Raw genomic sequence first — 24,618 nt, forward strand, 5'->3', positions numbered from 1 at the left:
TGAAAGCCGCGCGCACGGCTGAATCCGGATCGCCTATCTTCTCACTCGGGATCGATGCATCGATTGCATGCGACACACGTTGGAGTGAGTGGATGAACCAGTTGAAATGCCTGCCGCAAGAAGAAATTGTCTGGGGACACGACATCCTGGAGGACGTTGCCGCGTCGCTGGGAGACCGCGGCATCCGCCGCCCGATCACGTTCACGGTCGGGTTCCTCGAATCCTTGCATCGTAACGTCCTGCAGCCCGGCATCCGGGATGGCGTGGGGGCCTTTATCGACCTGCCACCGCATGTGCCGGACTTCGCCGTGCGCGACGGCCTGCAAGCGTGCCTCACGCGTGACGCGCAGTCGATTGTCGCGCTGGGCGGGGGCTCGGTGCTCGACGCAGCGAAGGCGGTCTCCTACGCGCACTTCAAGCAGACCGGGCGCTACCTGCCCATCGCGGCCTTCCCGACGACCTTGTCCGGTTCCGAGTTCTCCCACTACTTCGGTGTGACGGAGACGGACGGTCCGCAGAAATTCAAGCGCAGCTACGCCGTGCGCGAAACGGCGCCCAAGATCGTTGCCATCGACCCCCGGCTGGTCATCGATACCCCGCGCGCGCTGTTGCTGAGCTCGGCCATCAAGGGCATCGACCACGCGGTGGAAGGGATGCGCAAGGTGGACGTGGATCATCCGCACGCGATCCTGGCCGCGCGGGGCGTCGAGCGTTTCCTCGCCGTGTTGGAGAAGTGGCCGCAGCAGCTTGAGACACGGGAAGCCATCGCGCGCGGGCTGGTCTCGACCGAAGACCTGCTGCAACTCCAGCTTGGCGCCTGGCAGTGCTACTTCTATCCCGCATCGGTCATCTACGGACTGAGCCATCGCATCGGGCACATCCTCGGCGGCACGTTCGGGCTGCCGCACAGCATGACCTCGTGCATCACGCTGGCGCCCGTCATTCGCGCCTGCGCCGAAGCCTATGGCGACAAGTTCGGCATCTTCGCTTCCGGCAAGGGGGACGTCACCGCTGCCACGGCACTGGCCAACCGCATTGCGGATGTCGTGGACGCGCTGCAACTGCCCAGCCGGCTCGCCGCGTTCGATTTCGACCGCGCGAAGCTGCCCGAGGTGGCGGCGCTCCTGAAGCAGAACTATCCCGCCGAGGTCGGTGACCTGGGCGACCACGCCGGCCAGAAGCTCGACGCACTGCTGGAGAGCATGTGGTGATGACCCATCTCGACGTCCATCCTGATCTCCATCCCGACCATCACCACCGTGATCTGCTGCAGTCGGCCCGCGCGGCCACGCAACCGGCCGGCCTGCGCAAGACGCTCGATGCCCTGGCGACGCGGCAGATATCCGCAACCGCGCTGGCGGAGCAGGCGCTCCACGCGGCGGAAGCGAGCCAGCGATCCATCAACGCCTTCTCGACCATCGACTGGGACCGCGCGCTCAAGGCGGCGGCAGAGAGTGACCGCCGTTACGCCGACAATCGGCAGCGTCCGCTGGAAGGGTTGCCCATCGCGATCAAGGACCTCATCGACACCAAAGGCTTGGAGACCCGCTACGGCTCGGCGGCCTACCTCGGGCACCTGCCCGCCGCCGATGCCGACATCGTGAAAGCGCTGACGGAGCGCGGCGCGATCCTCATCGGCAAGACCACGACGCATGAGTTCGCGTGGGGCGTGACCACCGCCAGTACAAAGTTTGGCGATACGCTGAACCCGCTCGACCGCACGCGCATCCCGGGCGGTTCCAGCGGCGGCGCGGCGGCGGCAATTGCCGATGGGGCCGTCATGGCCGGCGTGGGCACCGATACGGGTGGCTCGGTGCGCATTCCCGCCGCGCTGTGCGGCGTGGTCGGATACAAGCCGACGTTCGATACGTTCTCCACGCGCGGCGTGTTTCCGCTGGCACCCACGTGCGACCACGTCGGCCTGCTCGGGGCGCAGGTCGACGATGTGCTGTTGCTGGCCGATGCCCTTCATATCGAGGTACCCGAAAGCGATGCGTGGCTGTCCGCGCGCCTCGGCGTGATCCCGGAGATCGCGCCGGTGCCGACGAGCCCGGTAGTCGCCACGGCATTCAAGGGGGCGATCGGTCGACTGGGGCAGGTCTTCGCCTGCGTGGACGTCGACACGTCCGGCCTGTTCGATGCCGTATTCGATGCCTTCGCGACCATCGTGCTGATCGAAGGCGGCATCGAGCACTTCCGGCGCAACGATTGGGACCGCATCGCCACGCACTACAACCCGGAAACCGTCGACCGATTGCGGCGTGCGGAGACGATGGACCTGCGCGGCTATGCGGCGGCCCAGCAGACGCGGCGCCAGTTCACGGCCAGGCTGCACGAGGCAATGTCGACGGTCGACTACCTCGTGCTGCCGACCTGCCCGTGCGTCGCCCCCCATCTTGGCGCTGCAAACGTCGAGATCGGCGCGTGGTCGGGCACGGTCCGCGAGGCGCTGATGACTTACACCGCGCCATTCAACATCGCCGGGTTTCCCGCCATCTCGATTCCATTGCCCACCGGCGACTGCGGCCTTCCCGCGGCGTTGCAGGTCGTGGCCAAGCCGGGCGACGACGGCGCGCTGCTCCAGATCGCGCAGCAGATGGAGTTGCTGCTGCGGGCAGGCACGGCCCACGAGATTTGACCCCCCACAACCAGGAGACGACGATGGACGAAACCGTCAAGCCAGAGCGCGCCGCCCCGGCCAGCGCTTCCCCCGGGCAAACGCCCTACAGCGCGTGGATGCGCACCGACGTGCTGCACTCGCTGCAACACCCGGTCAGCGATCATCCGGGCGAGCATGCGTGGATCACGTCGGTGCAGGTGTCCGAGTTGTACTGGATGCTGATCATCAAGGAGCTGCGGATCGCCCAGGCGCAGTTGCGCGCCAATGACCTGACGCAGGCCATCAAGACCCTGCAACGCGTGGTCGCCCATCATGAGCCGCTTAACGCGACGTGGCGCTCGCTGGCGTGGATGACGCCCAACGACCTGCTGGCTATCCTGTCCCGCGCGGTAGCGACGTTCGGCAAGGACACCGCGCTCCAGGGCTGGACCTACCGGCAGATGGTCTACCTGCTCGGCATCAAGCAGGCGGAGCACCTGCAGCATTTCGAACCGCAACCCGCGCGCTGGGACCAGCTCAACACGACGCTGCACCAGCCGAGCGTCTACGACGACGTGCTCGGCTACCTGGACCGCCACGGCTTCGCGGTGCCGGCCACGGTACTCAAGCGCGACTTCAGCCAGGCCTATGCACCCAGCAAGGATGTCGAGAAAGCCTGGCGCGTTATGTATGCCAACCCGAACCAGCATGTCGAACTCCAGCGTCTTGGCGAGACCTTGGCCGATGTCGCCGAGGGCTTCTCCGCCTGGAAGCACCTGCACCTGATGGCCACGCGCCGCACGTTCGGCGCCCGCCCGGCCTACTTCGGCACGGAGGGCGTTGCCTGGCTGCTGCCGTCCATGGCGGAGATCCCGTTCCCGGAACTCTGGTCGGCGCGCGGTTTCATCGGCGACCCGCCGGCGGCATGCCCGCACATGCACAAGTAAGGAGAACACAGCCATGGACCATACGAGATTGAAGAGTCTGGCGGCCGATGCCCGTGCCGCCATGGCCGACCCCGCGCGGATCACCATCGTCGGGGACGACGCCGCGCCGCGTTTCGAGCTCTTTCATGCGGCGAGTTCGCTCTGCTCGCAGAAGGTGCGTACGGTCTTGGCCGAGAAGCGCCTGTCGTACCGCTCGAACGACATGATGATCCTCGGTTCGATGGGGCCGGCGGGTGTCGTCGCCGCCGAGCACTACCATCCGCCCTATGTCCGGCTGCGCCTGATCGCCGGGCGAGAGGTGGACAGGGCATTCGTCAGCGGCTACAGCGGGCGCACCTCGGTCGAGACCGAAGGCTTCGATCCGTGCGTGGTGCCGCTGCTGGTGGACTACGAGGCCGGCCGGGTCATCGCCGATTCGAAGCGGATCTGCTGCTACCTGGACGCGGTGTCCCATGACCCGGTGCAACTGGTGCCAGAGGACGCGGTCGCGCGCGCGGCGGTGATGCGGCAGGTCGATATCGTCGACAGGATCCCGAACGGCACGCTGCTCTATGGCTTTCATCCCGATGCGGATGCGCGGCCCGATGTGCTCAAGGCTGGCATGGAACGGGTCTACGACTACAAGATCATGGCGCTCGAGGCGATGATCGCCGCCAATGCGGACGATGCGGTGCTGGTGGCCGCCTATCGCGCCAAGATCGCCAAGGAGCGCGGTGGCAAGTCCGTCCGCCACGACGCGGCGTTCCAGCGGGCCGCGCGCCAGCACGTGGCCAGCCTGTTGAAGGATCTCGAAAACACGCTGTCCTCGTCGTCGGAAACCTATCTCAAGGGCGGCCCGTTCACGCTGGGCGATGTGCTGTGGGGCGTGAACCTGGTGCGGATGGCCTACCTCGGGCTGGCGTCGCTGTGGGAGGAACTGCCGAACGTCACGCGTTACGTGGAGCTGCTCGCCAGGCGCCCGTCGCTCTGCAAGGAGGCGATCCAGGCCACGCTCGGCGCGATGCCGCCTTCGCGGTACATGGAAACGGTGGCGTGCTGCGGCGAGGCCGTGGCGGCTTAGGTTTGGGGTAGAAGCAGTAACAGGAACCAGACGGAGGGGGCATAAAGAAGGGCGGGGACCATAAGTCCCCGCCCTTTCTCTTACCTCAAGCGACCTGGAACGACCTCAAGCGGCCACGGGTTCCTGCTCGCAATGCAGCGAACGTGCCACGGCGGTCACGCGGCGGCCCTGGAAGCGGGCCACGGCCAGGTGGTCCTCGTCGGGCTTGTCGGCGTCGAGGTGTGAGACATGGGTCGCACCGTAGGGCGTGCCGGCCTTGAACATCACGGCGTCGGCGTAGCCCAGCGGCACGATGATCAGGCCCAGGTGGGCCATCGGCGTGTAGATCGACAGCAGCGTCGATTCATTGCCGCCGTGGCGCGACGAGGTCGAGCCGAACACCGAGCCGACCTTGCCGTTGAGCTTGCCCTGGAACCACAGGCCGCCGAGGCCGTCGATATAGGCCTTGAGTTCCGTCGAGATCGAGCCGAAGCGCGTCGGCGTGCCGAAGACGATGGCATCGGCCCACTCGGCGTCGGCCTCGGTCGGCGCTTCGTAGCGGTCGTTCATGGCGGTGGCGTTCTCGAGCCAGCCCGGCGCCTGGCGCATGACGTCGGGGCCGACCACCTCGCGCGCGCGGCGCAGGCGGACTTCCGCGCCGGCCTCGATGGCGCCGGCTGCCACGGCCTTGGCCAGCAGTTCGGTCGAGCTGTTGCGGGAATAGAAGGCGATCAGTACTTTGGGTTTCTGCATGTCAGGTCCAGACAGGGTGAAGTCGGTCAAACGGAAATGGGTTCGAGTCGCCCGAGCAACTCGTCCTTGCGGTCGGCCAGCCAGGGCGGCAACTGGAATTCCTCGCCGAAGTGGCCGGGTTCTTCGTCGATGGCGAAGCCGATATCGGTCGTGGCCGCCTCGAACATCACACCGCCCGGCATCTTGAAATACATCGAGCGGAAGTAGTTGCGGTTCACCGACTCCGAGGTGTCGATGTAGCCCAGCGCCATAAACTTTTCCTTGAGGGCCATCTGCTGGTCCATGGTGTCGACGGCGAACGCCACATGGTGGATCGTGCCTTCGCCATAGACCGAGGAGCCCTGGTGACGATCCGGCTCATGCAGGAATTCGACAACCATGCCGGGGCCGCCGGTGTGCGTCTCGAAGCGATAGTACGGCCCGGTCTGGCCGACCTGGCGGAAACCGATCGCCTCGCTCATGAAGCGGATCGATTCGGCCACCTCGCGCAGCGACAGCGTGATGCTGTGCACGCCGCGGATCGCGAATGCTTCGGGAATGTCGCTGGCCACGCAGGCCGGGCGCTTGTCCAGATCCGTCTCGACCAGATCGAACTCGATGCCGCAGGGGTGATGAAAACGCTGGCGCCGCTCGTCGAAGCGCGCGGTGATGGCGCTGTCGTAGGCAATGCCCATCGCGTCGAAGCGGGCGCGCCAGAAGTCGAGCGAGCCGGTGGGCACCGAATAGTTGATGACCCGGACCTGGCCCGAGCCGGGGCGCGCCGCAACCCCTTTCTGCCGGAACGGGAACGAGGTCACCAGCGTGCCCGGGTCGCCGTTGGCATTGCCGTAGTAGAGGTGATAGATCGGGTCCTCGCCGTCGAGAAGAACGGTCTTCTTGACGAGGCTTTGCCCCAGCAGCTTGACGTAAAAATCCACATCCTCCTGCGCGTGTCTTACGCCGGCGGTCAGATGATGAAATCCCTTGATCATCGACATTGTCCTCTCCACTTGAGTATTGACGGTCACGAGACAGCGCGGAGCCGCTCATGTGCAACAGCTTAAGCGTTCAATATCGATTGGGCAGCGGTCAGATCGTGTACGCAAGGTTCGGCAAAACCGAACGATGGTCGTACGGCGGGGGCAGGAAGTACCAAGGTTTGCCCGGATGCCACTGGGCGCGCGCGGTGCAGTATGATCGGACCTCGATACCATACCGATATGACAGCCGTTGCCATCGCGACAGCGGACTGCGCGCCCCCATCCAATGCTCGATCTGAAGGACGTCTATTTCTTCGTGCAGGTCGTTGACCGCGGTGGCTTCACCTCGGCCGGCGAGGTGCTGCGCCTGCCGAAGTCGACGCTGAGCCATCGGGTCAAGGAGCTGGAAGCGTCGCTGGGCGTGCGGCTCATCAATCGCACCTCGCGGCAGTTCGCCATGACCGAGGTGGGCCAGGAGTTCTACCAGTACGCGATGAACCTGCTGCGCAGCGCGGAGGTGGCCGAGGAGGCGATGCGCCAGCGGCTGGCCGAACCCAGCGGCGTGATCCGCGTGACCACCGCCGCCGAGATCGCGCAGTTTGCGCTGCGGCACGTGCTGCCTACCTTCCTGTCAGAGAATCCCAAGGTCAAGATCGTCGAGACCGCCACGGACAGGCTGGTGGATATCGTGGGGGAGGGCTTCGACCTGGCGATCCGGGGGCATACCGGGCAGTTGCAGGACTCCAACCTGATCCAGCATCCGCTGGCCAAGGCGCCCTGGTACCTGTTCGCGGGTCCGGAATACCTTGAGCGAATGTCCGTGCCGGCGGAGCCGGAAGACCTGATGACCCATTCGCTCATCGGCATGGTCAGCAAGGGACCGCTGCAATGGCATTTGCAGGGCCCCGACAAACGCACCGTTACGGTGCCGATCGATCCGAGGTTCCAGAGCAACAGCCTGATTTCACTGAAGGAAGCCGCCTGCGCAAACATCGGCATCGCGGCGTTGCCAGGGTACATCTGCCAGACGGAGCTGAAGGCCGGCGCGTTGCGGCAGATCTTGCCGCAATGGATCGCCGCTGACGCGCGTATCACCGCCCTGATTCCCTACCGTATCGGCCTGCTGCCGGCGGTGCGCACGATGGTGGACTACCTGGCGGAGGTGCTACCCAAGGTGACCGCCTTCGACCGCGGCTAGTGACGCGGGGCTGGCGTTGGGTGAGCAGCGCACGGCTTTTCGCTACGCGCGATGAGTCGTCGTTGATCATTCACGGCTTCGAATATATGCTGCAGGCATCCCTCCCCACGCCGCACAGCGCGCGCCATGAACCGCAATATCTCCCTGCGTCACCTACGCTCGTTTGTCGAGGTGGCCAACGCCGGATCGTTCACCACGGCGGCGGCGCGCCTGTTTGTTACGCAGTCGGCGCTGACGGCGACCATCCAGCAGTTCGAGGAATCGGTCGGGCTCAAACTGTTCGACCGCAACACGCGGCGCGTGATCATGACGCAGGAGGCGGTCCGCTTCAAGGCCGAGGCCGACAGGATCCTGCGGGATTTCGACAGCGCCATCTCCGACCTGCAATCGTTCGCGGACAGCCAGAAAGGGCATATCCGCATCGCGGCGGCGGCGTCGGTGATCTATCAGTTCCTGGTCACGGCCGTGGGCAAGTTTCGCCAGCAGTATCCGGGCGTGACGTTCACGCTGCGCGATGCCGGCGCGGAGCAGGTCGAACAGATGGTGATGGATGGGGAACTCGACTTCGCCATTACCAGCCGCCACAAGGGCATCGACGAACTCTCCTACGTGCCGCTGCTGGAAGACCGCTACGGCGTGGTCTGCCGCGCGGACTATCCGCTAGCCAAGCGCGCCGGTCCGTTGCGCTGGGCGGACCTTGCGCCAGAGGATTTCGTCGCCTTCACGGCCGACACGGGCATCGGCACCTTCCTGCACGAGAACGCGGGCCACTGGCCGGTGTTCGGCGGGGAACATGACGAGATTTCGAGCACGACGTCGCTGTTCGCGGTGCTCAACGAAGGCGGGCGATTCTCGATCATCCCGGCCCTGGCGGCCAAGGCGGCGGGCTTCACCGACCTGGCCTACCGTGAGCTGGCCGCGCCGGTGCTGTCACGCGAGATCTGCCTGATCACGCGGCGGCTGCGCTCGTTGTCGCCGAGTTCGCAACGCATGCTCGACATCATCATGGACACCATCCGTGCGCGGGCGCTGCCCGATGGCGTGTCGATCATCGGCGAGGAAGCCGCCCCGCGTCGCGCCACGCGCCGCACCACGCACCGGAAAGCGGGCTGAAGCGGCCGGCCCCGCGCCCGCGCCGCCCCAGCCCTTCCGGCGTTGCAATCGTCAGTCGAGGTTGATGTGCGCCTCGTCGATGACCTGCTTCCACTTCTTCGTCTCGCTGCGAATCGTGCTGGCCAGGCGCTCCGGCGGGCCGCCGGCAACGTCGAAGCCGAGACTGGTGAGCCGCTCGCGCACCGCCTTGTCCTGCAGCGCCTCGTCGAACGCCTTGTTCAACTTGGAAACGATGGGCTGCGGCGTGGCGCGCGGCGCCAGGAAGGCATACCAGCCGACCAGCTCATAGCCCGGCACGCCGGCTTCGGCCACCGTCGGCATCTGCGGGGCGTTGGGGGTGGGCTTGGCCGTGGTCACGGCCAGCGCGCGCAGCTTGCCTTCCTTTACGAACGGCATCGCCTCGGGCAGGATCGCGAACATCAACGAGGTCTGCCCGCCGATGAGATCCGTCAGCGCCGGCGCTCCACCCTTGTAGGGCACATGATTCATCTGCACGCCCGCCATCTTCTTGTATAGCTCGCCACCGAGGTGGGCCGGCGTGCCGTTGCCGGATGACGCGTAGCTCGTGCCGGGATGCGCCTTCAGGTAGGCGCTCAGCTCCTGCATGGTCTTCACCGGCACCGATGGATTGACGACGACCAGGCTGGCGAGCGTCGTGGCCAGGATGATCGGCGCGAAATCCTTCTGCGGATCGTAAGGGAGCGTCTTGTACAGGCCGGGGTTGGCCGCTAGCGCAGTGGAGGTGCCGAGGAACAGCGTGTAGCCATCCGCCGGCGACTTGGCGACATAGCTCGCGCCGATATTGCCGCTGGCGCCGGGGCGATTCTCCACCACCACTGGCTGGCCCATTTCCTCGCCGATCTTCTGGCCGAGCACGCGCGCGAGCACGTCGGTGGAGCCACCGGCTGGATACGGCACGATGATGCGTACTGGCTTGTTGGGATACGCGGCAACCTCTGCCGGCGTGGCATCGGCCGCGTGGGCAAGGGGCGCCAGCAACCACAGCGCGACGGGCAGGGACAGCGTCTTGAAGATGCAATGCATGACTACCTCTCCACCGGTGCGGCGTGGGTCCGCCCGGATGTTGTGTGGTAAAGGCACCCTCAGGTGCCGGCTCTTGTCTCCTCCGCATGCATGATGCGTGCCGATTCAGGTGGCGTAGCCCTGTTCCCGATCGTACGCGATGCGCTCGAAGTCCCGTTCGGTGGCCGGGCCGAAGCCGCCGCCGCCCGGGGTACGCAGGATCACTTCGTCGCCGGGCTGCAGCGTCTGCGGCTGACGTGCATCCACCGCTTGCCCGTTGATCAGCACTTCCCCGCAGGCGCCGGCCTCGCCGCCGGCAAAACCCGGCGCCGGCACGATCAGCCGTTCCGTCAGGAAGACAATCGACAGGGGCGTGGGATGACGGCTGACGAAGCACACCTCCTCGCCAAGCCCGCCCCGCTGCCGGCCGGCACCGCCGGTGCCCGGGCGCAGTGCCTTGTAGCGGAAGAACAGCGGCGCGTCGCGTTCCGCCACTTCCACCGGCGTCGGCGAAATATTGCTCGGCCAGGACATGACGGATGCGCCGTCCTTCCCGGCCGTGGCGCCCAGACCGCCGTTATAGAAGAGCACCGTGGCGAAGGGGCGGCCATCCTCGCGGGTGCCGCTGAGGTTGGCGATCCACAGCGGCGAGCCGGCGCCGGCCATCACGCGCTCGGGCAGCACCTGCTGCATGGCGCCGAAGATGACGGTGGGCACGTAGTGGCCGGTGCAGGCGCGGCCCCCCACCGGCGCGGGCGAGCGCGGATTGAGCAGCGAGCCTTCCGGCGCCACGGCGCGGATCGGACGGAACAGCCCGTCGTTGTTCGGCAGGTCGGGCAGTAGCAGGCACTTGATCGCATAGGCCGTCATCGCGCTCGTATAGGCCAGCACGCAGTTGATGCCGCGCGGCTGCTGCGGAGACGTGCCCGCGAAATCGCACTCGATCTCGCCGTTGCCGATGCGCGCCGTCACGGCATAGGTGAAGCGCTCGCCAAAGCCGTCGGTTTGCATCGTGTAGCGATATTCGCCCTCCGGCAGCTGCGCAATGGCGTGGCGCATGGCGGCCTCGCTGCGGTCGAACAGCGCCTGCGCCAGATCGTCGATGCCGGGCAAGGCGTACTCGGTCAGGATGTCATGGAGCCGCGCCGCGATCAGTTCCACCGCGCCGACCTGCGACCAGATATCGCCCACGGTCTGCTCCGGCGTGCGCACATTGGTGCGAATCAGTTGCAGCAGCGTGTCGTCCACGTGCCCCTCGCGCATGAGCGGCATCATCGGGATGTGGAACCCTTCCTCGAACAGCTCGCGCGCATCCACCGAACGGATCTTGCCGCCGATGTCGGGCACGTGGCCCGCCGTCGCGGCGAAGCCCACCAGGCGATTGCCGTGGAATATCGGCTTGACCAGGCACACGTCGTTAAGGTGCCCCGTGCCGATCCACGGGTTATTGGTGATGAAGATGTCCCCCGGCCGCATATTGTCCGCACCGATCTGCGCGATGGCGGCGCGCACGGTGCGTGGCAGGGTGCCGATGAAGGAGGGAATGCTGCCGCTGTTCTCCGCCAACGCGCGACCCGCCGAATCGGTGACGACCACCGCGAAGTCGTTGGCCTCGGTGGAGAGGGTGGAGAAGGACGTGCGCACGATAAGCTTGGCGGCCTCGTTCACCACGGCGCGCACGCGCGTCCAGAACACTTCCAGGAAGATGGGGTCGGCGGCGGAAGCCGCGCCGGGCATGGGTTGGCGGGTCATGCTGCGTGCTCCTCCAGTTCGATGACGAGATTGCCGCTTGCCCCTTGCGAGACGCGGCCCTTCGGTCCCACGACCAGCGTGGAACCGGCATCCTCGATCAGCAGCGGCCCCTGCGCGCGGAATCCCGCTGGCAGCGCGGCGCGGTCGAAGACCGGGGTGTCCAGGTAGCCATCGGCCTCCCTGAAATAGACCTTGCGTCGGCTGCCGGGCGCGACGGCCACGCCTTCAGGCAGCGTTTCGGCCACGAAGGCCTGTCGCGGCGGCGCCTCGCCCGTCACGCGCAACGTCACCAGTTCGACGGGCACATCGGGCGGGGTACGGCCAAATTTCTCGCGATAGCCGGATTCGAACGCGGCGATCAAGGCGGCGCGCACGATCTCCGCCGGCTGTTTGCCGGTGTAGGGGCCATCGGGCAGGCGCACCGACAGGTTGAAGCCCTGTCCGGCGAAGCGCCCGTCGGCATGGCGCGTCAGCCGTATCGGGCCGAAGCTCTCGTCCAGCGGCGCCAGCGCTTCGCGCGATTGCGATTCCAGTTCGGCAAAGGCGGTTTCCAGCCGCTCCAGCGAATCCGTGGCGGGCCGCACGCTCACCGTGCGCGAGCGGTCGGCGCGTGCCGGTGACACCAGCAGGCCGTATGCAGACGCCACGCCTGCGGCGGGCGGACACAAAATCGTCCGCACACCAATCTTCTGGGCAACGTAATACGCATGCAATGGCCCCCCGCCACCGGTGCACAGCAGCACGAAGCCGCGCGGATCGCGCCCACGCTCGGCCACGTGCACGCGTGCGGCGCCCGCCATGTTCTCGGCGACGATGTCATGGATGCCCCAGGCCACGCCGGTCACGTCACGCGCCAGCCGCTCGCCCGCGCGGCCAAGCGCCTCGGCGGCGCGCGCCACGCTGATGGCCATCGTGCCGCCGGCGAAGTAATCGGGATTGAGGTAGCCGAGCACGAGATTCGCATCCGTCACGGTCGGATCAGTGCCGCCCAGCCCATAGCAGGCTGGACCCGGCTCGGAGCCGGCGCTCTGCGGCCCCACCTTGAGGAGGCCCAGGGCGTCCTGATGGGCGATGCTGCCGCCGCCGGCGCCGATCTCGATCAGGTCGATGGTGGTAATGCGGATCGGTAGGCCGCTGCCTTCGGCAAAACGCTTGCGCCGTGCCGCCTCGAAGCCGAACGTGATGGCCGGCTTGCCATCCTCCACCAAACACAGCTTGGCCGTGGTGCCGCCCATGTCGAAGGCCAGCAGGTCTGGCTGCGCATCGCGCTGGCTGTAGTGGGCCGCCGAGATCGCGCCGGCCGCGGGGCCGGACTCGAGCAGCTCGATCGGATTGCGCTTGGCCTCGCCGATATGGGCCAGACCGCCGTTGGACAGCATCATCAGCACGCCGGCGTGCAGGCCGAGCGCTTGCAGGCGACCTTCGAGTGCGTCCAGGTAGCGCGTCGCCAGCGGCTTGATATAGGCATTGGCGACGGTGGTGGAATTGCGCTCGAATTCGCGGATGACGGGCGCGACATCCGATGACAGCGTGACGTGCAGGGTGGGGAAATCGCGCTCGATCCAGTCGCGCACCAGCCGCTCGTGCGCCGGCGCGCCGTAGGCGTGCAGCAGGCACACGGCGAGCGAATCGACGCCTTGCTCCACCAACTGCCCCACCACCGCGCGCACTTCCTGGGCGTCCGGCGCCTCGATCTCATGGCCTTGCGCATCCATGCGCCCGCCAATCTCGGCGCGCAGCCGGCGCGGCACCAGCGCCGGCGCTGGCTCGATCGTCAGGTCATACAGGTCGTACTTGCGCTCGTGGCCAATCTCCAGCACGTCCCGGAAGCCCCGGGTCGTCAGCAGGCCGGTGGTGCTGCCGCGGCGTTCAATCAGCGCGTTGGTGAACAGCGTGGTGGCATGGACCACGCGCGTGACCCGCTGCGGGTCGATGTGGTGGGTGTGCATCAGCCGGCTGACGCCATCGGCCACGCCCTGCGCCGGGTCGCCGTGGGTGGTGAGGACCTTCAGGCTGACGAGCCTGCCCGCCCCGTAGTCCAGTGCGACGACATCCGTAAAGGTGCCGCCAATATCAATCCCAATTGCCCACATCGTCACAAGGCACTCCCGTCGTCATGAAGTCGTCAGACGATGATAGGAATACCGATTGATGATGACCAATGAAAAATAAAGATCGATTGATCAGTGCTGGCGATATATCGTCGTCGGGCGCTATGCCGGCTGCCGTCTGGCCAGCAGCGTCACGCCCGGCGGCATGGGCATCTCGGTCAGCGTATCGGTCAGCAGGGCCAGCAGCCGTTGCGCGCTGGGCGCCAGCGAGCGCAGCGGCCGGGTCATCACGCAAAGCTCGCGCGACAGGCGCGGGCCGTGCAGCTCCCGGAACACGAGTTCCGGAAACTCGTTGCGCTGATACGCCAGCGCCGGCAGCACCGAGTAGTAGTTGCCGCGCGCCAGCATGGCGAAGAGGTAGGTGGTGCTTTCTACCTCATCGTGTTCGCCTTGCAGCATGGACCAGTGGGCCGCGTGCGTGCGCAGGAAGTGGCCGATGCCGGTGTCTGCGCTGAAGCCGACATAGCCGCCCGTGGGCAGGTCGGTCCAATCGATCGGCCGATCGAGGGTGGCGAGCGGCGAGTCCCGGTGGCAGACCGCGCCATAGCAGTCGCTCACCAGCGGCGTGTAGTCGAGTTCTTCCGCGCCCCGAAATTTGCTGTCGATGGCGAAGTCGACCTCCCCCTCAAGCACCAGCCGCTCGGTCTGCTGCGCGGCGGGGTTGCGCAGCGAGACCGTGATGCCCGGATACGCGTCGCGAAAGCGCGGCAGCGCCGGCACCAGGAACTGGCTGATGACCGACGATGCAGCGCCGATGCGGATATGCCCGCGCTCGCCCTGGGCCAGCGCCACGAGGTCCGAGACGGCGCCGTCGATACCGTTGACCAGCCGTTCCGCCTCGGGCCGGAAGCGCTCCGCATGCCCGGTCAGCGTCACCCGGCGGGTGGTGCGGTCGAACAGCCGGAGACCGAGCACCTCCTCGAGTTGCTGGATGGTCGCGGTCAGCGCGGACTGGGTGATGTGGAGCCGCAACGCCGCGGCGGTGAACGAACCGGTCTCGGCCACGGCCAGGAAACAGCGGAACTGCTTGAGGGTGACGTTGTGACGCATCAGGCGGGTGCGAAGGGGCGATTTATCAGAATTTGGTAATAGTGGGCGCAAAAAAGTCGATTGTCCACGGTAATGGCCGTCTCTAGACTGTGTTCGCAACCACGGGGCTGCATACGTGGCCAAGCGAAAAAAATCACACCCTCTGCCCAGGATCCCCCCATGAAGAACCTGTTTGGTCGCGCCGCAGTCCTGCTTGCCTGTTTGCCCACCTTCGCCTTTGCCGGCCCGGAAGATACCTATCCCGACAAGGCGGTCCGCATCGTCGTGCCGTTCGCCGCTGGTGGCTCCACCGACGTGGTGGCGCGCATTCTCGCCGAGAAGCTGCAGGAGCAGTTCAAGCAGCCGTTCGTGGTGGACAACCGCGCCGGCGCCAGCGGCAATATTGGCGCCGAACTGGTGGCCAAGTCTCCCGCTGACGGCTACACGCTGCTGATGGGGGCCACCGGCATCCTGTCGATCAACGACCACCTGTACGGCAAGCTCAACTACAACGTGGCCAAGGACTTCGTGCCTGTGAGCTATGCCACGCAGAATGCCAACATCCTCGTGGTGTCGCCGGGCATGCCGGCTACCAACGTGGCGGACCTCGTGCAACTGGCCAAGACGCGCCCCGGCGCGCTGAGCTTCGCGTCGTCCGGCCCCGGCAGTTCCACGCACCTGTCGGGCGAACTGTTCAAGTCGATGACCGGCGTGAACATGCTGCACGTGCCCTACAAGGGTAGCTCGCAGGCGCTGACCGACCTGCTGGGCGGCAATGTCACGATGCTGTTCGACAACGCGCCGTCGTCCATCGGCTTCGTGCAGCAAGGCAAGCTCAAGGCGCTGGCCGTGACCAGCCGCAAGCGCCTTCCCGGCCTGCCCAATGTGCCGACGCTCGACGAAGCCGGCGTCAAGGGCTACGAATCGCTGTCGTGGAGTGGGGTCGTGGCGCCAGCCGCCACGCCGCGCGCCATCGTGTTGAAGCTCAACCGTGCGATCGATGCGATCCTGAAGTCCGATGACGTCAAGGCGAAGCTCCTGAATCTGGGCGTGGAACCGGTCGGCGGCTCGCCCGAGGACTTCGCGCGCCTGATCCAGGCCGAGCACGACAAGTGGGGCAAGGTCATCAAGACCGCCCAGATCAAGCTCAACTGAGTCACGCCCTGATCGTTATGACGTCTCTCCAGCCGGCCGCCACGCGTGGCCAGACCCTTGCCGAGAAGTTGTTGTCGCGCGCCGCAGGCGAAGCGGTCTATGCCGACGACCTGGCGATCTGCGTGCCGCATGGCGCGATGGGCACCGACGGGTCGATCCCGATGGCGCTCGACTACTTCCGCGACATGCAGCCCGAGGGCGACTTGCCGCCGCCAGCCTTTCCGGAGCGGCTGGTGTTCGCGCTGGACCACTATGGCGCCCCGTCGGGCGAGCAGGCGCTGCGGCTGCAGGACCGGGCGCGCAGTTATGCCCAGACCCACGGCCTGTGCGTGTTCGAGGTAGGCGAGGGCATCGGCCATCAATTGATGCTGGAACGTGGCCGCGTGCTGCCGGGCCAGCTCGTGGTCGGTGCCGATTCACATGCGGTCAGCTATGGCGCGCTCAACGCGTTTGGCTCCGGTGTCGGCTCGTCCGATCTCGCCGGCATCTTCCAGTGCGGACAGCTCTGGCTGAAGGTCCCCGGCACGCTGCGCATCTGGCTGACGGGCACGCTGCCGGCCTACGCCTCGGCGAAAGATGTCGCCCTGACCATGGCCCGGCGGCTCGGCGTGGGCGGGGCCAACTATCTGGCACTCGAATTCGCCGGCCCCGGTGTGGCGGCGCTCGATATGGACGACCGGATCGTGCTCGCCAACATGTCGGTGGAAATGGGCGCCAAGGCCGGGCTGTTTCCGTTCGATGCATGCACGGCGGACTGGCTGTCGGCCAACGCGTCCGTCGACCCGGGCCGCTACACGCCGGTCTCGGCCGACGCCGATGCCAGCTATGTCGATACGATGACCTTCGACCTCTCGGCGGTCGCGCCGCAGGTGGCGTTGCCGCACCGCGTGGACAACGTGGTCGATCTGGCCGACGCGGGCGATACCAAGGTCGACATCGTCTACCTCGGCACCTGTACCGGTGGCCGCGTGAAGGACTACCGCGAGGCGCTGTCCGTGCTGCACGCACGCGGCGGCGTCGCGCCGGGCGTGCGGCTGATCGTCACGCCGGCTTCCGAGCCGGTGCGGGCCGAGATGGAGCGCAACGGCATGCTCGCCGAATTCGTCGCCCTGGGCGCCGAGTTGCAGCCGCCCGGATGCGGCAGCTGCTGCGGCACCTGCGGCAGCATTCCAGCGGACGGCCAACGCGTGATCTCGACCGCCAACCGCAATTTCAAGGGGCGCATGGGCAATCGCCATGCGCAGATCTTCCTCGCCTCGCCGCTTGCCTGCGCCACCGCCGCAGCGAGTGGCCATCTGGCGGACCCCCGAGACCTCGTCGTCACGCCATGAATTCGCCGTTGCCCGCCGTCGCCAGTCCCCGTTCCCTTGTCATCGAAGGCCGCGCCCGTCGTCTGGGGGACGATATCAACACCGACTACATCATTGCCTCCAGCCGCAAGAAGCACAGTGTCGATCCGCACGTGTTGCGGCAGTTCCTGCTGGAAGACCTCGACCCCGACTTCGCGGGAAGCGTCCGCGATGGCGACATCCTCGTGGCAGGGCACAACTTCGGCTGTGGCTCCGCCATGGAGGTGGCCGTCACGGTGGTGCTGGCCGCCGGCATCCGCGTGGTCGTGGCGAAGAGTTTTGCCCGCACGTACTGGCGCAATGCCGTGAATAACGGCCTGCTGCTGATTACCGCCGATACCGCCGATACCGAGGCCGTGCCGGAAGGCGCGCCGCTCTCGCTGCGGCTTGCCGGCGCGCAGGCCACGTTGCACGTCGGCGCCGAGGGCGCGCATGTGATTGCGTGCGAGCCTGTGCCCGATGTCGTCCTGACCATCCGCGAAGCTGGCGGCCTGGTGCCGTACCTGCGGCAGCACCGCCAGTTCCTCAAGCCATCCCGGCCGGGTTCCGTACCCGGTCCCATCAACCCACAACCGCTCTGATCATGCCCCTCATTGCTGAACGCCTGAACCGTATCAAGCCGTCGCCCAGTTCCATGGCGGGCCAGCGCGCCCGGGAGTTGCGCGCCGCTGGCCGCGACATCATCGGACTGACCTCCGGCGAGCCTGACTTCGACACCCCGCAGAACATCTGCGAGGCCGCCACGCGCGCCATGTCGGCGTCGCAGACCAAGTACACCGACGTCGGCGGCACGCCGGAGCTGCGCGCGGCCGTTGCCGACAAGTTCCGCCGCGACAATAGGCTCGACTACGCGCCCAACGAGCTGATCGTCGGCACGGGTGGCAAGCAGATCATCTTCAACGCCTTCATGTGCACCCTGCAGGCCGGTGACGAAGTCATCGTGCCGGCGCCGTACTGGGTCTCGTATCCGGACATCGTGCTGCTGGCCGAAGGCAAGCCGGTCTTCGTCAACTGCCTGCCCCAGAACGCGTTCAAGCTCACGCCCGCCCAGCTCGAGGCGGCCATCACGCCGCGCACGCGCTGGTTGGTGCTGAATGCGCCGAACAACCCGAGCGGCGCCACTTATTCGTATGCGGAACTGAAGGGCCTGGCCGAGGTGCTGCTGCGGCATCCGCACGTCTGGGTGATGACGGATGACATCTACGAGCACATCCTCTACGACGGCCGCGAGTTCGCGACCATCGCCCAGGTGGAGCCGGCGCTCAAGGAACGCACGCTGACCATCAACGGCGTCTCGAAGGCCTACGCCATGACCGGCTGGCGCATTGGCTACGGCGGTGCCCCGGCGGAACTGGTCAAGGCGATGGTCAAGCTGCAGTCGCAAAGCACGTCGAATCCGTCATCGATCAGCCAGGCCGCCGCGCTGGAGGCGCTGAATGGGCCGCAGGACTTCATCGCCGAACGCACCCGCGTGTTCCAGTCGCGCCGGGATGCGGTGGTGAGCGCGCTGAACACCATGCCCGGCATCACCTGCCATGCGCCCGAAGGCGCGTTCTACGTGTTTCCCTCGTGCGCGGCCTTGCTGGGCAAGACCACGCCCGATGGCAAGCGGATCGAGACGGACGAGGATTTCGTGATGTACCTGCTCGATGCGCAGAACCTGGCGGTGCTGCAGGGCGGCGCCTATGGCGTGTCGCCGTTCTTCCGCATCTCGTTCGCCACGTCGATGCAACGGCTCGAGGCCGGCCTGGCGCGTCTGCGCACGGCCTGCGAACAACTGCGCTGAATCACCGCTGACAAGGGAGCGTCCTGAATATGACCGATACCAACCAACCGGCGCAGTGGCCGGCCGGCTATCGCATCAACCCGCGCGCCGAGGGGCCCGCGAAAGCCATCGTCGACGCGTTCCGCGAGATGCCTGTGGCCGCCATCGGCGATGCCATGAGCCGCAACGTCGGCACCTACGGCCTGCGGCAGTATCACGCGCGGCTCGAAACGGTGCTCTGCGGGCCGGCCGTGACCGTGCGCGTGCGGCCCGGTGACAACCTCATGATCCACAAGGCGCTGATGATGGTGCAGCCCGGCGACGTGCTCGTGATCGACGGCGGTGCCGACGTCACGCAGGCCCTCGTTGGCGGCCTGATGCGCACCACCTGCGTGGCCAAGCGCCTCGGCGGGCTGGTGATCGACGGGGCGATCCGCGACCTGCTGGAGTGGGCCGAGGACGGCATGCCGATTTTTGCGAGGGGCCATACCCATCGCGGCCCGAGCAAGGATGGTCCCGGCGAGATCAACGTGCCGGTGTCGTGCGCAGGCATGGCCGTCATGCCGGGCGACCTGATCGTCGGGGATGCCGATGGCGTCATCGCGGTACCGGCGGCCGATGCCGCCGATGTCTTGCGCCGCACGCGGCTGCACCTGGAGCGTGAGGCCAAGATCCGCGAAACGAACCGGCTCGGCACGGCGGACCCGGAACGGTTCGACGCAGTGCTGCGCGAGAAGGGCCTGCCGATCTGAGCGGCCCCCGGCTGGGCGTAGCGCTCAGCCGAACACCACCATCGGCGTACCCGGATGCACCGGGGAGTCGATGACGGCGGCGTCCATGCGGTAGACCGTAGCCAGATGGGCCGGGGACAGCACGTTCGCTGGCGTGCCGAGCGCGACGGTGCGCCCGTCGGCCAGCAACAGCAGGCGGTCACACCAGCGGGCGGCGAGGTTGACGTCGTGGAGCACGACCAGCACCGCGAGGCCATCGGTGCGGCTCAGCGTCCGCACGGCCTGGAGCAGCAGCAACTGGTGGCGCGGGTCCAGGCTGGAAGTGGGTTCGTCGAGAAACAGCACGCGGTACTCCTCTGCCGCCCGGCAGGCCAGCACCTGCACCAGCGTGCGGGCGAACTGTACGCGCTGCTGCTCGCCGCCGGACAGGCTCTGGTAGGCGCGCGGCGCCAGGGCGCTCACGTCGGCAATCTCCAAGGCGCGGTCGATCAGCGTCGCGAGCGCACGCGGCGTCAGTTCGGGAAACGGGTAGGCACCCATCGCCACCACCTCGTGCGCGGGCAGGTCGAAGCCGAGCCCCGGCGATTGCGGCAGCACGGCGCGGCAGCGCGCCAGCGACGCCACCGACCACGCCGCCATCTCGCGCCCGTTGAGCAACAGGCCCGGCTCCGGGCTCAGTTCCGGCTTCAGTTCGCCGGCCAGCGTGCCGAGCAGCGTGCTCTTGCCGGCGCCGTTGGCGCCCAGCACGCCAAGCACTTCGCCGGCGGGCAGGTCGATATCGATGGCGTCCAGCACGCGGCGGCGGCCACGGCTGCATTGCAGGTTGCGTGCAGTCAGCATGTCAGGCGCTCCGGCGCGTCAGCATCCACAACAGGAAAGGGCCGCCCACGAGGCTCGTGACGATGCCGATCGGCAGCTCGGCGGGAATCACCACCGTGCGCGCCAGCCAGTCGGCCAGCGTCAAGGCAATCGCGCCACCAGCCAGCGTATTCGGCAGCAGCCAGCGGTGATCGGCCCCCAGCGGCAGGCGGATCAGATGCGGTACCACCAGCCCGACAAAGGTGATGGTGCCGGTCACGGCGACGAGTGGTCCCACCAGCAAAGCCGTCAGCACGATCAGGCGCCGGCGCAGGCGCGCGAGGTCGAAGCCGAGGTGCTGCGCTTCCCGCTCGCCCAGCAGCAGCGCGTTCATGGCGCGCCAGTCGCGCAGCATCAGCGCGCAAATCACCACCACGAGCGGTACCAGCCAGGCCAGCATGCTCCAGGTGGCCCCGGCCAGACTGCCCATGTTCCAGAAAGTGAGGTTGCGCAGCTGCACATCGCTGGCCTGATAGGTAAAGAAGCCGACGATGCTGGCGCAGATGGCGTTGATGGCCACGCCGGCCAGCAACAGGTTGGCCACGCCGGGCCGCTGCGAGCCGAGGCGATAGGCCAGTGCGGTGGCGATCAGGCTGCCGCCGAACGCTGCCGGCGCGATGCCGAACAGCCCCTCGGCGCCCAGCACGATGGCCGCCACCGCACCGGCGGCACCGCCCAGCGAGATGCCGATCAGGCCCGGCTCCGCCAGCGGGTTGCGGAACAGCGCCTGCATCACCGCGCCGGAGAGCGCCAGCGCGGCGCCCACGGTCACCGCCAGCACAATGCGCGGCAGGCGCACTTCGATCAGGACATTGCGCCAGATCACATCGTCACCGTCGGTGGCGCCGGACCACAGCAGCGGCAGCAGCTTGTTGTGCGGGATCGACAGCGCGCCGCTGGCGGACGCCCATAGCGCGGAGACCACCAGCACGGCGCACAGGGCCGTGAATACGGCAAGCGGCGGACGCGGCATCAGCGTGCGGCGGCCACCGGGCGGGCCGCAAAGCCGGCCTGCAGCTGGCGCAGCGCGTCCGGCAGGCGCGGGCCGAAGCCGAGCAGCAGCAGGTCATCCATGACAACCACGCGTTTCTGTCGCGCGGCCGGCGTGGCGTTCAGGCCGGGCTGCGCCAGGAACTTGTCCACGCTGCCGCTGGCACTGACGGACATCGTCGTGGTGACGATGACATCGGGTTTGAGCGCGGCGGCGGCCTCGGCCGAGAACGGCTTGTAGCCGGTCTGGCCGGCCAGCACGTTGGTCGCGCCGGCCAGCGCCAGCATCGCGTCGGCGGCGGTGTCCTCGCCGGCGGCCTGCATCTTGCCGGTATGGCTGCTCACCAGTAGCACGCGCGGACGCTGCGCCGGCGGCTTGATCTCGCGCAGTTCGGCATGGAGGCGTTCCACCATGGCGGTGCCCCGGGCCTGCATATCCAGCGCGGCGGCCACGCCGAGGATGCGCTGGTCCAGCGCCGCCAGCGTGGGCGCGGAGGGCAGCACCACCACCTTGCTGCCCAGGCGCTGCAGTTGCTCGAAGGCCTGCGGCGGGCCGCTCTGGTCGGACGCCAGCACGAGGTTCGGCTTCAGGCTGGCAACGCCCTCCACAGAGAACGTGCGGTAGTAGCCCACCTTGGGCAGCTTGAGCGCCTCGGGCGGGTAGATGCTCGACGAATCGGCGCCGACCAGCGTGCCGCCGGCGTCGAGCGCATAGACAATCTCGGTGATGGCGCCGCCCAGTCCGACCACGCGGGCCGGCGGCGCCGCGTGGGTCATGCCGGCTGCGCACAGCAGCGAAAGCAGCGCCAGGCGCAGCAAAGTCATGATGAAAACTCCTTCCTGAAAAGACGGCTTACGCCGCCAGCGCCGTCGGGCACAAGGACTCCAGCAGGGCGCGCCACGCCGGCAACTCCGGCTTGCCGGGCTTGCGCTCGCCGAAGAACTGGACGATCAGCTCGCCCTCCGCGCTGTACAGCTCGAGCGACGTGACCCAGCCATCGACCGTGGGCTTGTTGACCACCCAGCTCGACGTCACCGCCGTGGTGTTCAGGTGCAGGTTGAAGGCCGGATCCAGCACGTTGAACCACGGGCCGGTCCGGACCAGCTTCTGCACCGGGCCGGTGTGGATCTGCACGATGCCGCGATTGGCGACAAAGCACATGATCGACAGCCCCGTCTCCGCCGCCTGCTGCAGCATCGTTTCCACCGCGCCGTCGGCCACCTGCTGCGCGAGGTCCTGGCCGGCCGTGCGCAGCGCGCCGATGCGCGACACCTTGTGCTGGCGCAGCATGCTGAAGAAGTCGTGCGTGTCCTTCAGGCCGCGCCAGTCGGCACGCAGCGCTTCGGGGTCGGCGGGCTGGGCGGCCTCGGTGGACGCCGCGAACGGCGCCACCACCACCGGCGTCACCGGCGTCCCCGCCGGCAGGGCGTGCCGGTCGATGTACGCCTGCCAGGCTGCCGCGTCGGTGTGGTCGGTGCGGTAGATCTTGTGCACCGCCTCGCCGGCTTTGTCGAAGAACTGGATGCTGTCCCGGCCGTTCTCGGTCACCGCGTAGAAGTACTGCCACGCGCTGAAGRACATGCGCAGGTCGATGTCCGGCCCGAGCACGATGCCGACCGGGCCATCATCGGCCTGGATGTTGTCGTAGTGGCCGTGCCGCTCGTGCACGGCGGCGTCGTTGCGGGACAGCGCCATGACCGACCCGAGCGAGCCGAGGTCGCGGAACAGCGCCTGCGCGGTGCCGCCCAGCTGGCGCGAGGACACGCCGCAGCCGGCGGCCACCAGTTCGGCTTCGGTGGCGCCGAGGCGGCTGGCGCGCTCGCGGATGCGCAGGTCGGGTGTGGCGGCCACCAGCGCGGCGTGGCGCTGGCGCAGGGCTTCAAAACTATCTTGTGCCATAGGGTTCTTGGGTGTCGGGTATCAGGGCTGCACGTCGAAGTTGATGGTCCACGTCTGCGCGCTGCTGTTGACGTTCGGATCCGCGTACTGGATCTTGGTCAGGTGGAAGCGGGCGTAGGTGGAACCTTCGCCACCGCGCAGCATGACGGCGCCTTGCGGATTGGCGGCGATCAGGTGCGCCACGGCAGGCAGGCCGTTCGCGGCGGATGCGGCAGCGGTCGGGAAGTAGGAGAGCCAGCCGTAGTTCAGCGCGTTCGGGTAGGCGCCGGTGTACTTCGGGTTCAGCGCGGACGCGTTGGCGTCCTTGATCCACTGGTTGGCGGCCGTGGGCAGCGTCAGGTCCGGCGCGGTGAGGTCGGCCAGCGTGGCAGTGAGGTTCGAGGCATCGGTGAACTTCGACGCCACCGGCGCACCAGTGCCGTCATAGAAGCCCGCCGGCGTCTTGCCCAGGAAGCCCGCCACGGTGCCGCTGCCGGACTGGCCGCCGTTCAGCTTCACGTTGTAGCGGTTGAACGCGATATGCCACGTGCCGCTGGCCGTGCTGACGGCACCCGCCACCAGGTCGTAGTAGACCCAGTCCGCCGAGGCATTGACCTGGGCCGTGCGCACCACGCCCGGCGCAGTGCGGTCGATCCAGCGGAACGACGGATAGCCGGACGTGGTACCGCCCGAGCCGCCGTAGTAGCCAGTGACCTGCAGCGCGAAGACCGGCGCCCCCACGGTGCCCGTGGTGTCCGCGCTGGCGCTGTTGCTGGTGACGATGAAGGTGCGATAGGTGGGGTAGAGCAGGTGGTCGGTGGCGCTGGCCACGCCGTACTCGAAGGCTGCCGAGCTGATCGAGTTGCTGTTCGCGAACACGCCGGCAGCGGAGTCCTTCAGGAACACGGCGGCAGGCAGCGTGCCATTGACCGGATCGATGGTGGCGTTCTTCCAGGTGGACAGGTCAGCCCAGGTGTTCGCGAGGGGGCTGCCGAACACGCCGCCGCCGCCGGTACCGCTCGTGCCGCTATTGCTCCAGAGCGTGCCGGTGAGCCCGCTGCTGGTGACCTTCAGGTCCCAGCCGGTGCCCGTGCAGCCGGCCACTTCGGCCTTGGTGTTGAAGTCGTAGCACAGCGACGTGCCGGYGGCCGGCAGCGTGAACGTCCATTCGGCCGTCTGCGTGAAGCTCGACGTGGGCGTGACGGTCGGCGGCGCGACCACGCCGCCACCGCCGCTGGTGGGCGGCGTGGTGGCGGTACCGCCGTCGTCGCCGCCGCCGCCGCAGGCGGCAAGGGTCGCGGCGAGCGCGATGATACTGAGCGCGCCCAGCGCGCGGCGAGTGGTGGGTTGGGTATTGTTCATGGTAGT

At 67.4% G+C, this 24,618-nt stretch carries 22 protein-coding genes; 11 read left to right on the forward strand and 11 right to left on the reverse strand.

Annotated features, from left to right (window positions below):
• Positions 1 to 92 precede the first annotated feature (92 nt).
• From AC1DEL_RS20655 to AC1DEL_RS20670, 4 genes are read left to right on the forward strand one after another with little or no spacing between them, the layout of a single operon-like run.
• Positions 93 to 1,211: an iron-containing alcohol dehydrogenase gene (locus AC1DEL_RS20655; protein ID WP_477113228.1), complete on the forward strand. Its 1,119-nt coding sequence runs from the start codon at positions 93 to 95 to the stop codon at positions 1,209 to 1,211.
• Positions 1,211 to 2,638, forward strand: a complete 1,428-nt coding sequence (locus tag AC1DEL_RS20660) for an amidase (RefSeq protein ID WP_477125394.1) — start codon at positions 1,211 to 1,213, stop codon at positions 2,636 to 2,638. Before AC1DEL_RS20655 ends, AC1DEL_RS20660 begins: the two co-directional genes overlap by 1 nt.
• 23 nt (positions 2,639 to 2,661) lie before the next feature.
• Positions 2,662 to 3,546, forward strand: coding sequence for a tryptophan 2,3-dioxygenase (locus tag AC1DEL_RS20665; RefSeq protein ID WP_477125395.1), 885 nt, complete (start codon positions 2,662 to 2,664; stop codon positions 3,544 to 3,546).
• A 13-nt stretch (positions 3,547 to 3,559) separates the two neighbouring features.
• Positions 3,560 to 4,606 carry a glutathione S-transferase family protein gene (locus AC1DEL_RS20670; RefSeq protein ID WP_092295303.1) on the forward strand — a complete coding sequence of 349 codons (1,047 nt, stop codon included), beginning with the start codon at positions 3,560 to 3,562 and terminating at the stop codon, positions 4,604 to 4,606.
• 105 nt (positions 4,607 to 4,711) lie between these two features.
• On the opposite strand, the gene wrbA is transcribed toward AC1DEL_RS20670, so the two are convergent.
• Positions 4,712 to 5,338, reverse strand: coding sequence for an NAD(P)H:quinone oxidoreductase (wrbA, locus tag AC1DEL_RS20675; RefSeq protein ID WP_092295301.1), 627 nt, complete (start codon positions 5,336 to 5,338; stop codon positions 4,712 to 4,714).
• 26 nt (positions 5,339 to 5,364) lie between these two features.
• Positions 5,365 to 6,315 (reverse strand): ring-cleaving dioxygenase, encoded by a 951-nt coding sequence (locus AC1DEL_RS20680; RefSeq protein ID WP_092295298.1) that lies wholly within the window; start codon positions 6,313 to 6,315, stop codon positions 5,365 to 5,367.
• A 268-nt stretch (positions 6,316 to 6,583) separates the two neighbouring features.
• On the opposite strand from AC1DEL_RS20680, the gene AC1DEL_RS20685 reads away from it, so the two are divergent.
• Both AC1DEL_RS20685 and AC1DEL_RS20690 read left to right on the forward strand, forming a co-directional pair.
• Positions 6,584 to 7,495, forward strand: coding sequence for a LysR substrate-binding domain-containing protein (locus AC1DEL_RS20685; protein WP_092295295.1), 912 nt, complete (start codon positions 6,584 to 6,586; stop codon positions 7,493 to 7,495).
• 126 nt (positions 7,496 to 7,621) lie between these two features.
• Positions 7,622 to 8,608 carry a LysR family transcriptional regulator gene (locus AC1DEL_RS20690; RefSeq protein ID WP_477125396.1) on the forward strand — a complete coding sequence of 329 codons (987 nt, stop codon included), beginning with the start codon at positions 7,622 to 7,624 and terminating at the stop codon, positions 8,606 to 8,608.
• A 51-nt stretch (positions 8,609 to 8,659) separates the two neighbouring features.
• On the opposite strand, the gene AC1DEL_RS20695 is transcribed toward AC1DEL_RS20690, so the two are convergent.
• From AC1DEL_RS20695 to AC1DEL_RS20710, 4 genes are all read right to left on the reverse strand, one after another.
• Complete coding sequence (locus AC1DEL_RS20695; RefSeq protein ID WP_177219932.1) at positions 8,660 to 9,652, reverse strand: Bug family tripartite tricarboxylate transporter substrate binding protein; 993 nt, start codon at positions 9,650 to 9,652, stop codon at positions 8,660 to 8,662.
• Positions 9,653 to 9,757: 105 nt separating this feature from the next.
• Positions 9,758 to 11,383 carry a hydantoinase B/oxoprolinase family protein gene (locus tag AC1DEL_RS20700; RefSeq protein ID WP_092295289.1) on the reverse strand — a complete coding sequence of 542 codons (1,626 nt, stop codon included), beginning with the start codon at positions 11,381 to 11,383 and terminating at the stop codon, positions 9,758 to 9,760.
• On the reverse strand, positions 11,380 to 13,476 hold the full coding sequence (locus AC1DEL_RS20705) for a hydantoinase/oxoprolinase family protein (protein ID WP_477125425.1): 2,097 nt from the start codon (positions 13,474 to 13,476) through the stop codon (positions 11,380 to 11,382). The genes AC1DEL_RS20700 and AC1DEL_RS20705 overlap by 4 nt, the downstream gene beginning before the upstream one ends.
• Before the next feature lie 120 nt (positions 13,477 to 13,596).
• Complete coding sequence (locus tag AC1DEL_RS20710) at positions 13,597 to 14,544, reverse strand: LysR family transcriptional regulator (protein WP_092295284.1); 948 nt, start codon at positions 14,542 to 14,544, stop codon at positions 13,597 to 13,599.
• A gap of 159 nt (positions 14,545 to 14,703) precedes the next feature.
• Here AC1DEL_RS20710 and AC1DEL_RS20715 point away from each other — a divergent pair, with 159 nt between their 5' ends.
• Genes AC1DEL_RS20715 through AC1DEL_RS20735 form a run of 5 tightly spaced genes read left to right on the forward strand, consistent with a single transcriptional unit; the run spans position 14,704 to position 19,544 of the window.
• Positions 14,704 to 15,678, forward strand: coding sequence for a Bug family tripartite tricarboxylate transporter substrate binding protein (locus tag AC1DEL_RS20715; protein WP_477125397.1), 975 nt, complete (start codon positions 14,704 to 14,706; stop codon positions 15,676 to 15,678).
• A 17-nt stretch (positions 15,679 to 15,695) separates the two neighbouring features.
• Complete coding sequence (locus AC1DEL_RS20720; protein WP_477125398.1) at positions 15,696 to 17,009, forward strand: 3-isopropylmalate dehydratase large subunit; 1,314 nt, start codon at positions 15,696 to 15,698, stop codon at positions 17,007 to 17,009.
• Entirely contained in the window at positions 17,006 to 17,608 is a 603-nt protein-coding gene (locus AC1DEL_RS20725; RefSeq protein WP_441592477.1) for a LeuD/DmdB family oxidoreductase small subunit, read from the forward strand. The genes AC1DEL_RS20720 and AC1DEL_RS20725 overlap by 4 nt, the downstream gene beginning before the upstream one ends.
• Positions 17,609 to 17,610: 2 nt before the next feature.
• Positions 17,611 to 18,813, forward strand: coding sequence for a pyridoxal phosphate-dependent aminotransferase (locus AC1DEL_RS20730; RefSeq protein ID WP_092295272.1), 1,203 nt, complete (start codon positions 17,611 to 17,613; stop codon positions 18,811 to 18,813).
• A 29-nt stretch (positions 18,814 to 18,842) separates the two neighbouring features.
• Entirely contained in the window at positions 18,843 to 19,544 is a 702-nt protein-coding gene (locus AC1DEL_RS20735) for an RraA family protein (RefSeq protein WP_477125399.1), read from the forward strand.
• 24 nt (positions 19,545 to 19,568) lie between these two features.
• On the opposite strand, the gene AC1DEL_RS20740 is transcribed toward AC1DEL_RS20735, so the two are convergent.
• From AC1DEL_RS20740 to AC1DEL_RS20760, 5 genes are read right to left on the reverse strand one after another with little or no spacing between them, the layout of a single operon-like run.
• Positions 19,569 to 20,363 (reverse strand): heme ABC transporter ATP-binding protein, encoded by a 795-nt coding sequence (locus tag AC1DEL_RS20740; protein ID WP_477125400.1) that lies wholly within the window; start codon positions 20,361 to 20,363, stop codon positions 19,569 to 19,571.
• A gap of 1 nt (position 20,364) precedes the next feature.
• Positions 20,365 to 21,354 (reverse strand): FecCD family ABC transporter permease, encoded by a 990-nt coding sequence (locus AC1DEL_RS20745; protein WP_477107586.1) that lies wholly within the window; start codon positions 21,352 to 21,354, stop codon positions 20,365 to 20,367.
• Complete coding sequence (locus AC1DEL_RS20750; protein WP_092295260.1) at positions 21,354 to 22,196, reverse strand: heme/hemin ABC transporter substrate-binding protein; 843 nt, start codon at positions 22,194 to 22,196, stop codon at positions 21,354 to 21,356. The genes AC1DEL_RS20745 and AC1DEL_RS20750 overlap by 1 nt, the downstream gene beginning before the upstream one ends.
• A 28-nt stretch (positions 22,197 to 22,224) precedes the next feature.
• A complete protein-coding gene (locus AC1DEL_RS20755) occupies positions 22,225 to 23,271 on the reverse strand; it encodes a hemin-degrading factor (RefSeq protein WP_477159167.1) in 1,047 nt (348 codons plus the stop codon).
• A 21-nt stretch (positions 23,272 to 23,292) separates the two neighbouring features.
• A complete protein-coding gene (locus AC1DEL_RS20760) occupies positions 23,293 to 24,612 on the reverse strand; it encodes an HmuY family protein (RefSeq protein WP_477159168.1) in 1,320 nt (439 codons plus the stop codon).
• Positions 24,613 to 24,618: the final 6 nt, after the last annotated feature.

This window comes from Cupriavidus sp. 10L43_2 (assembly GCF_056395265.1).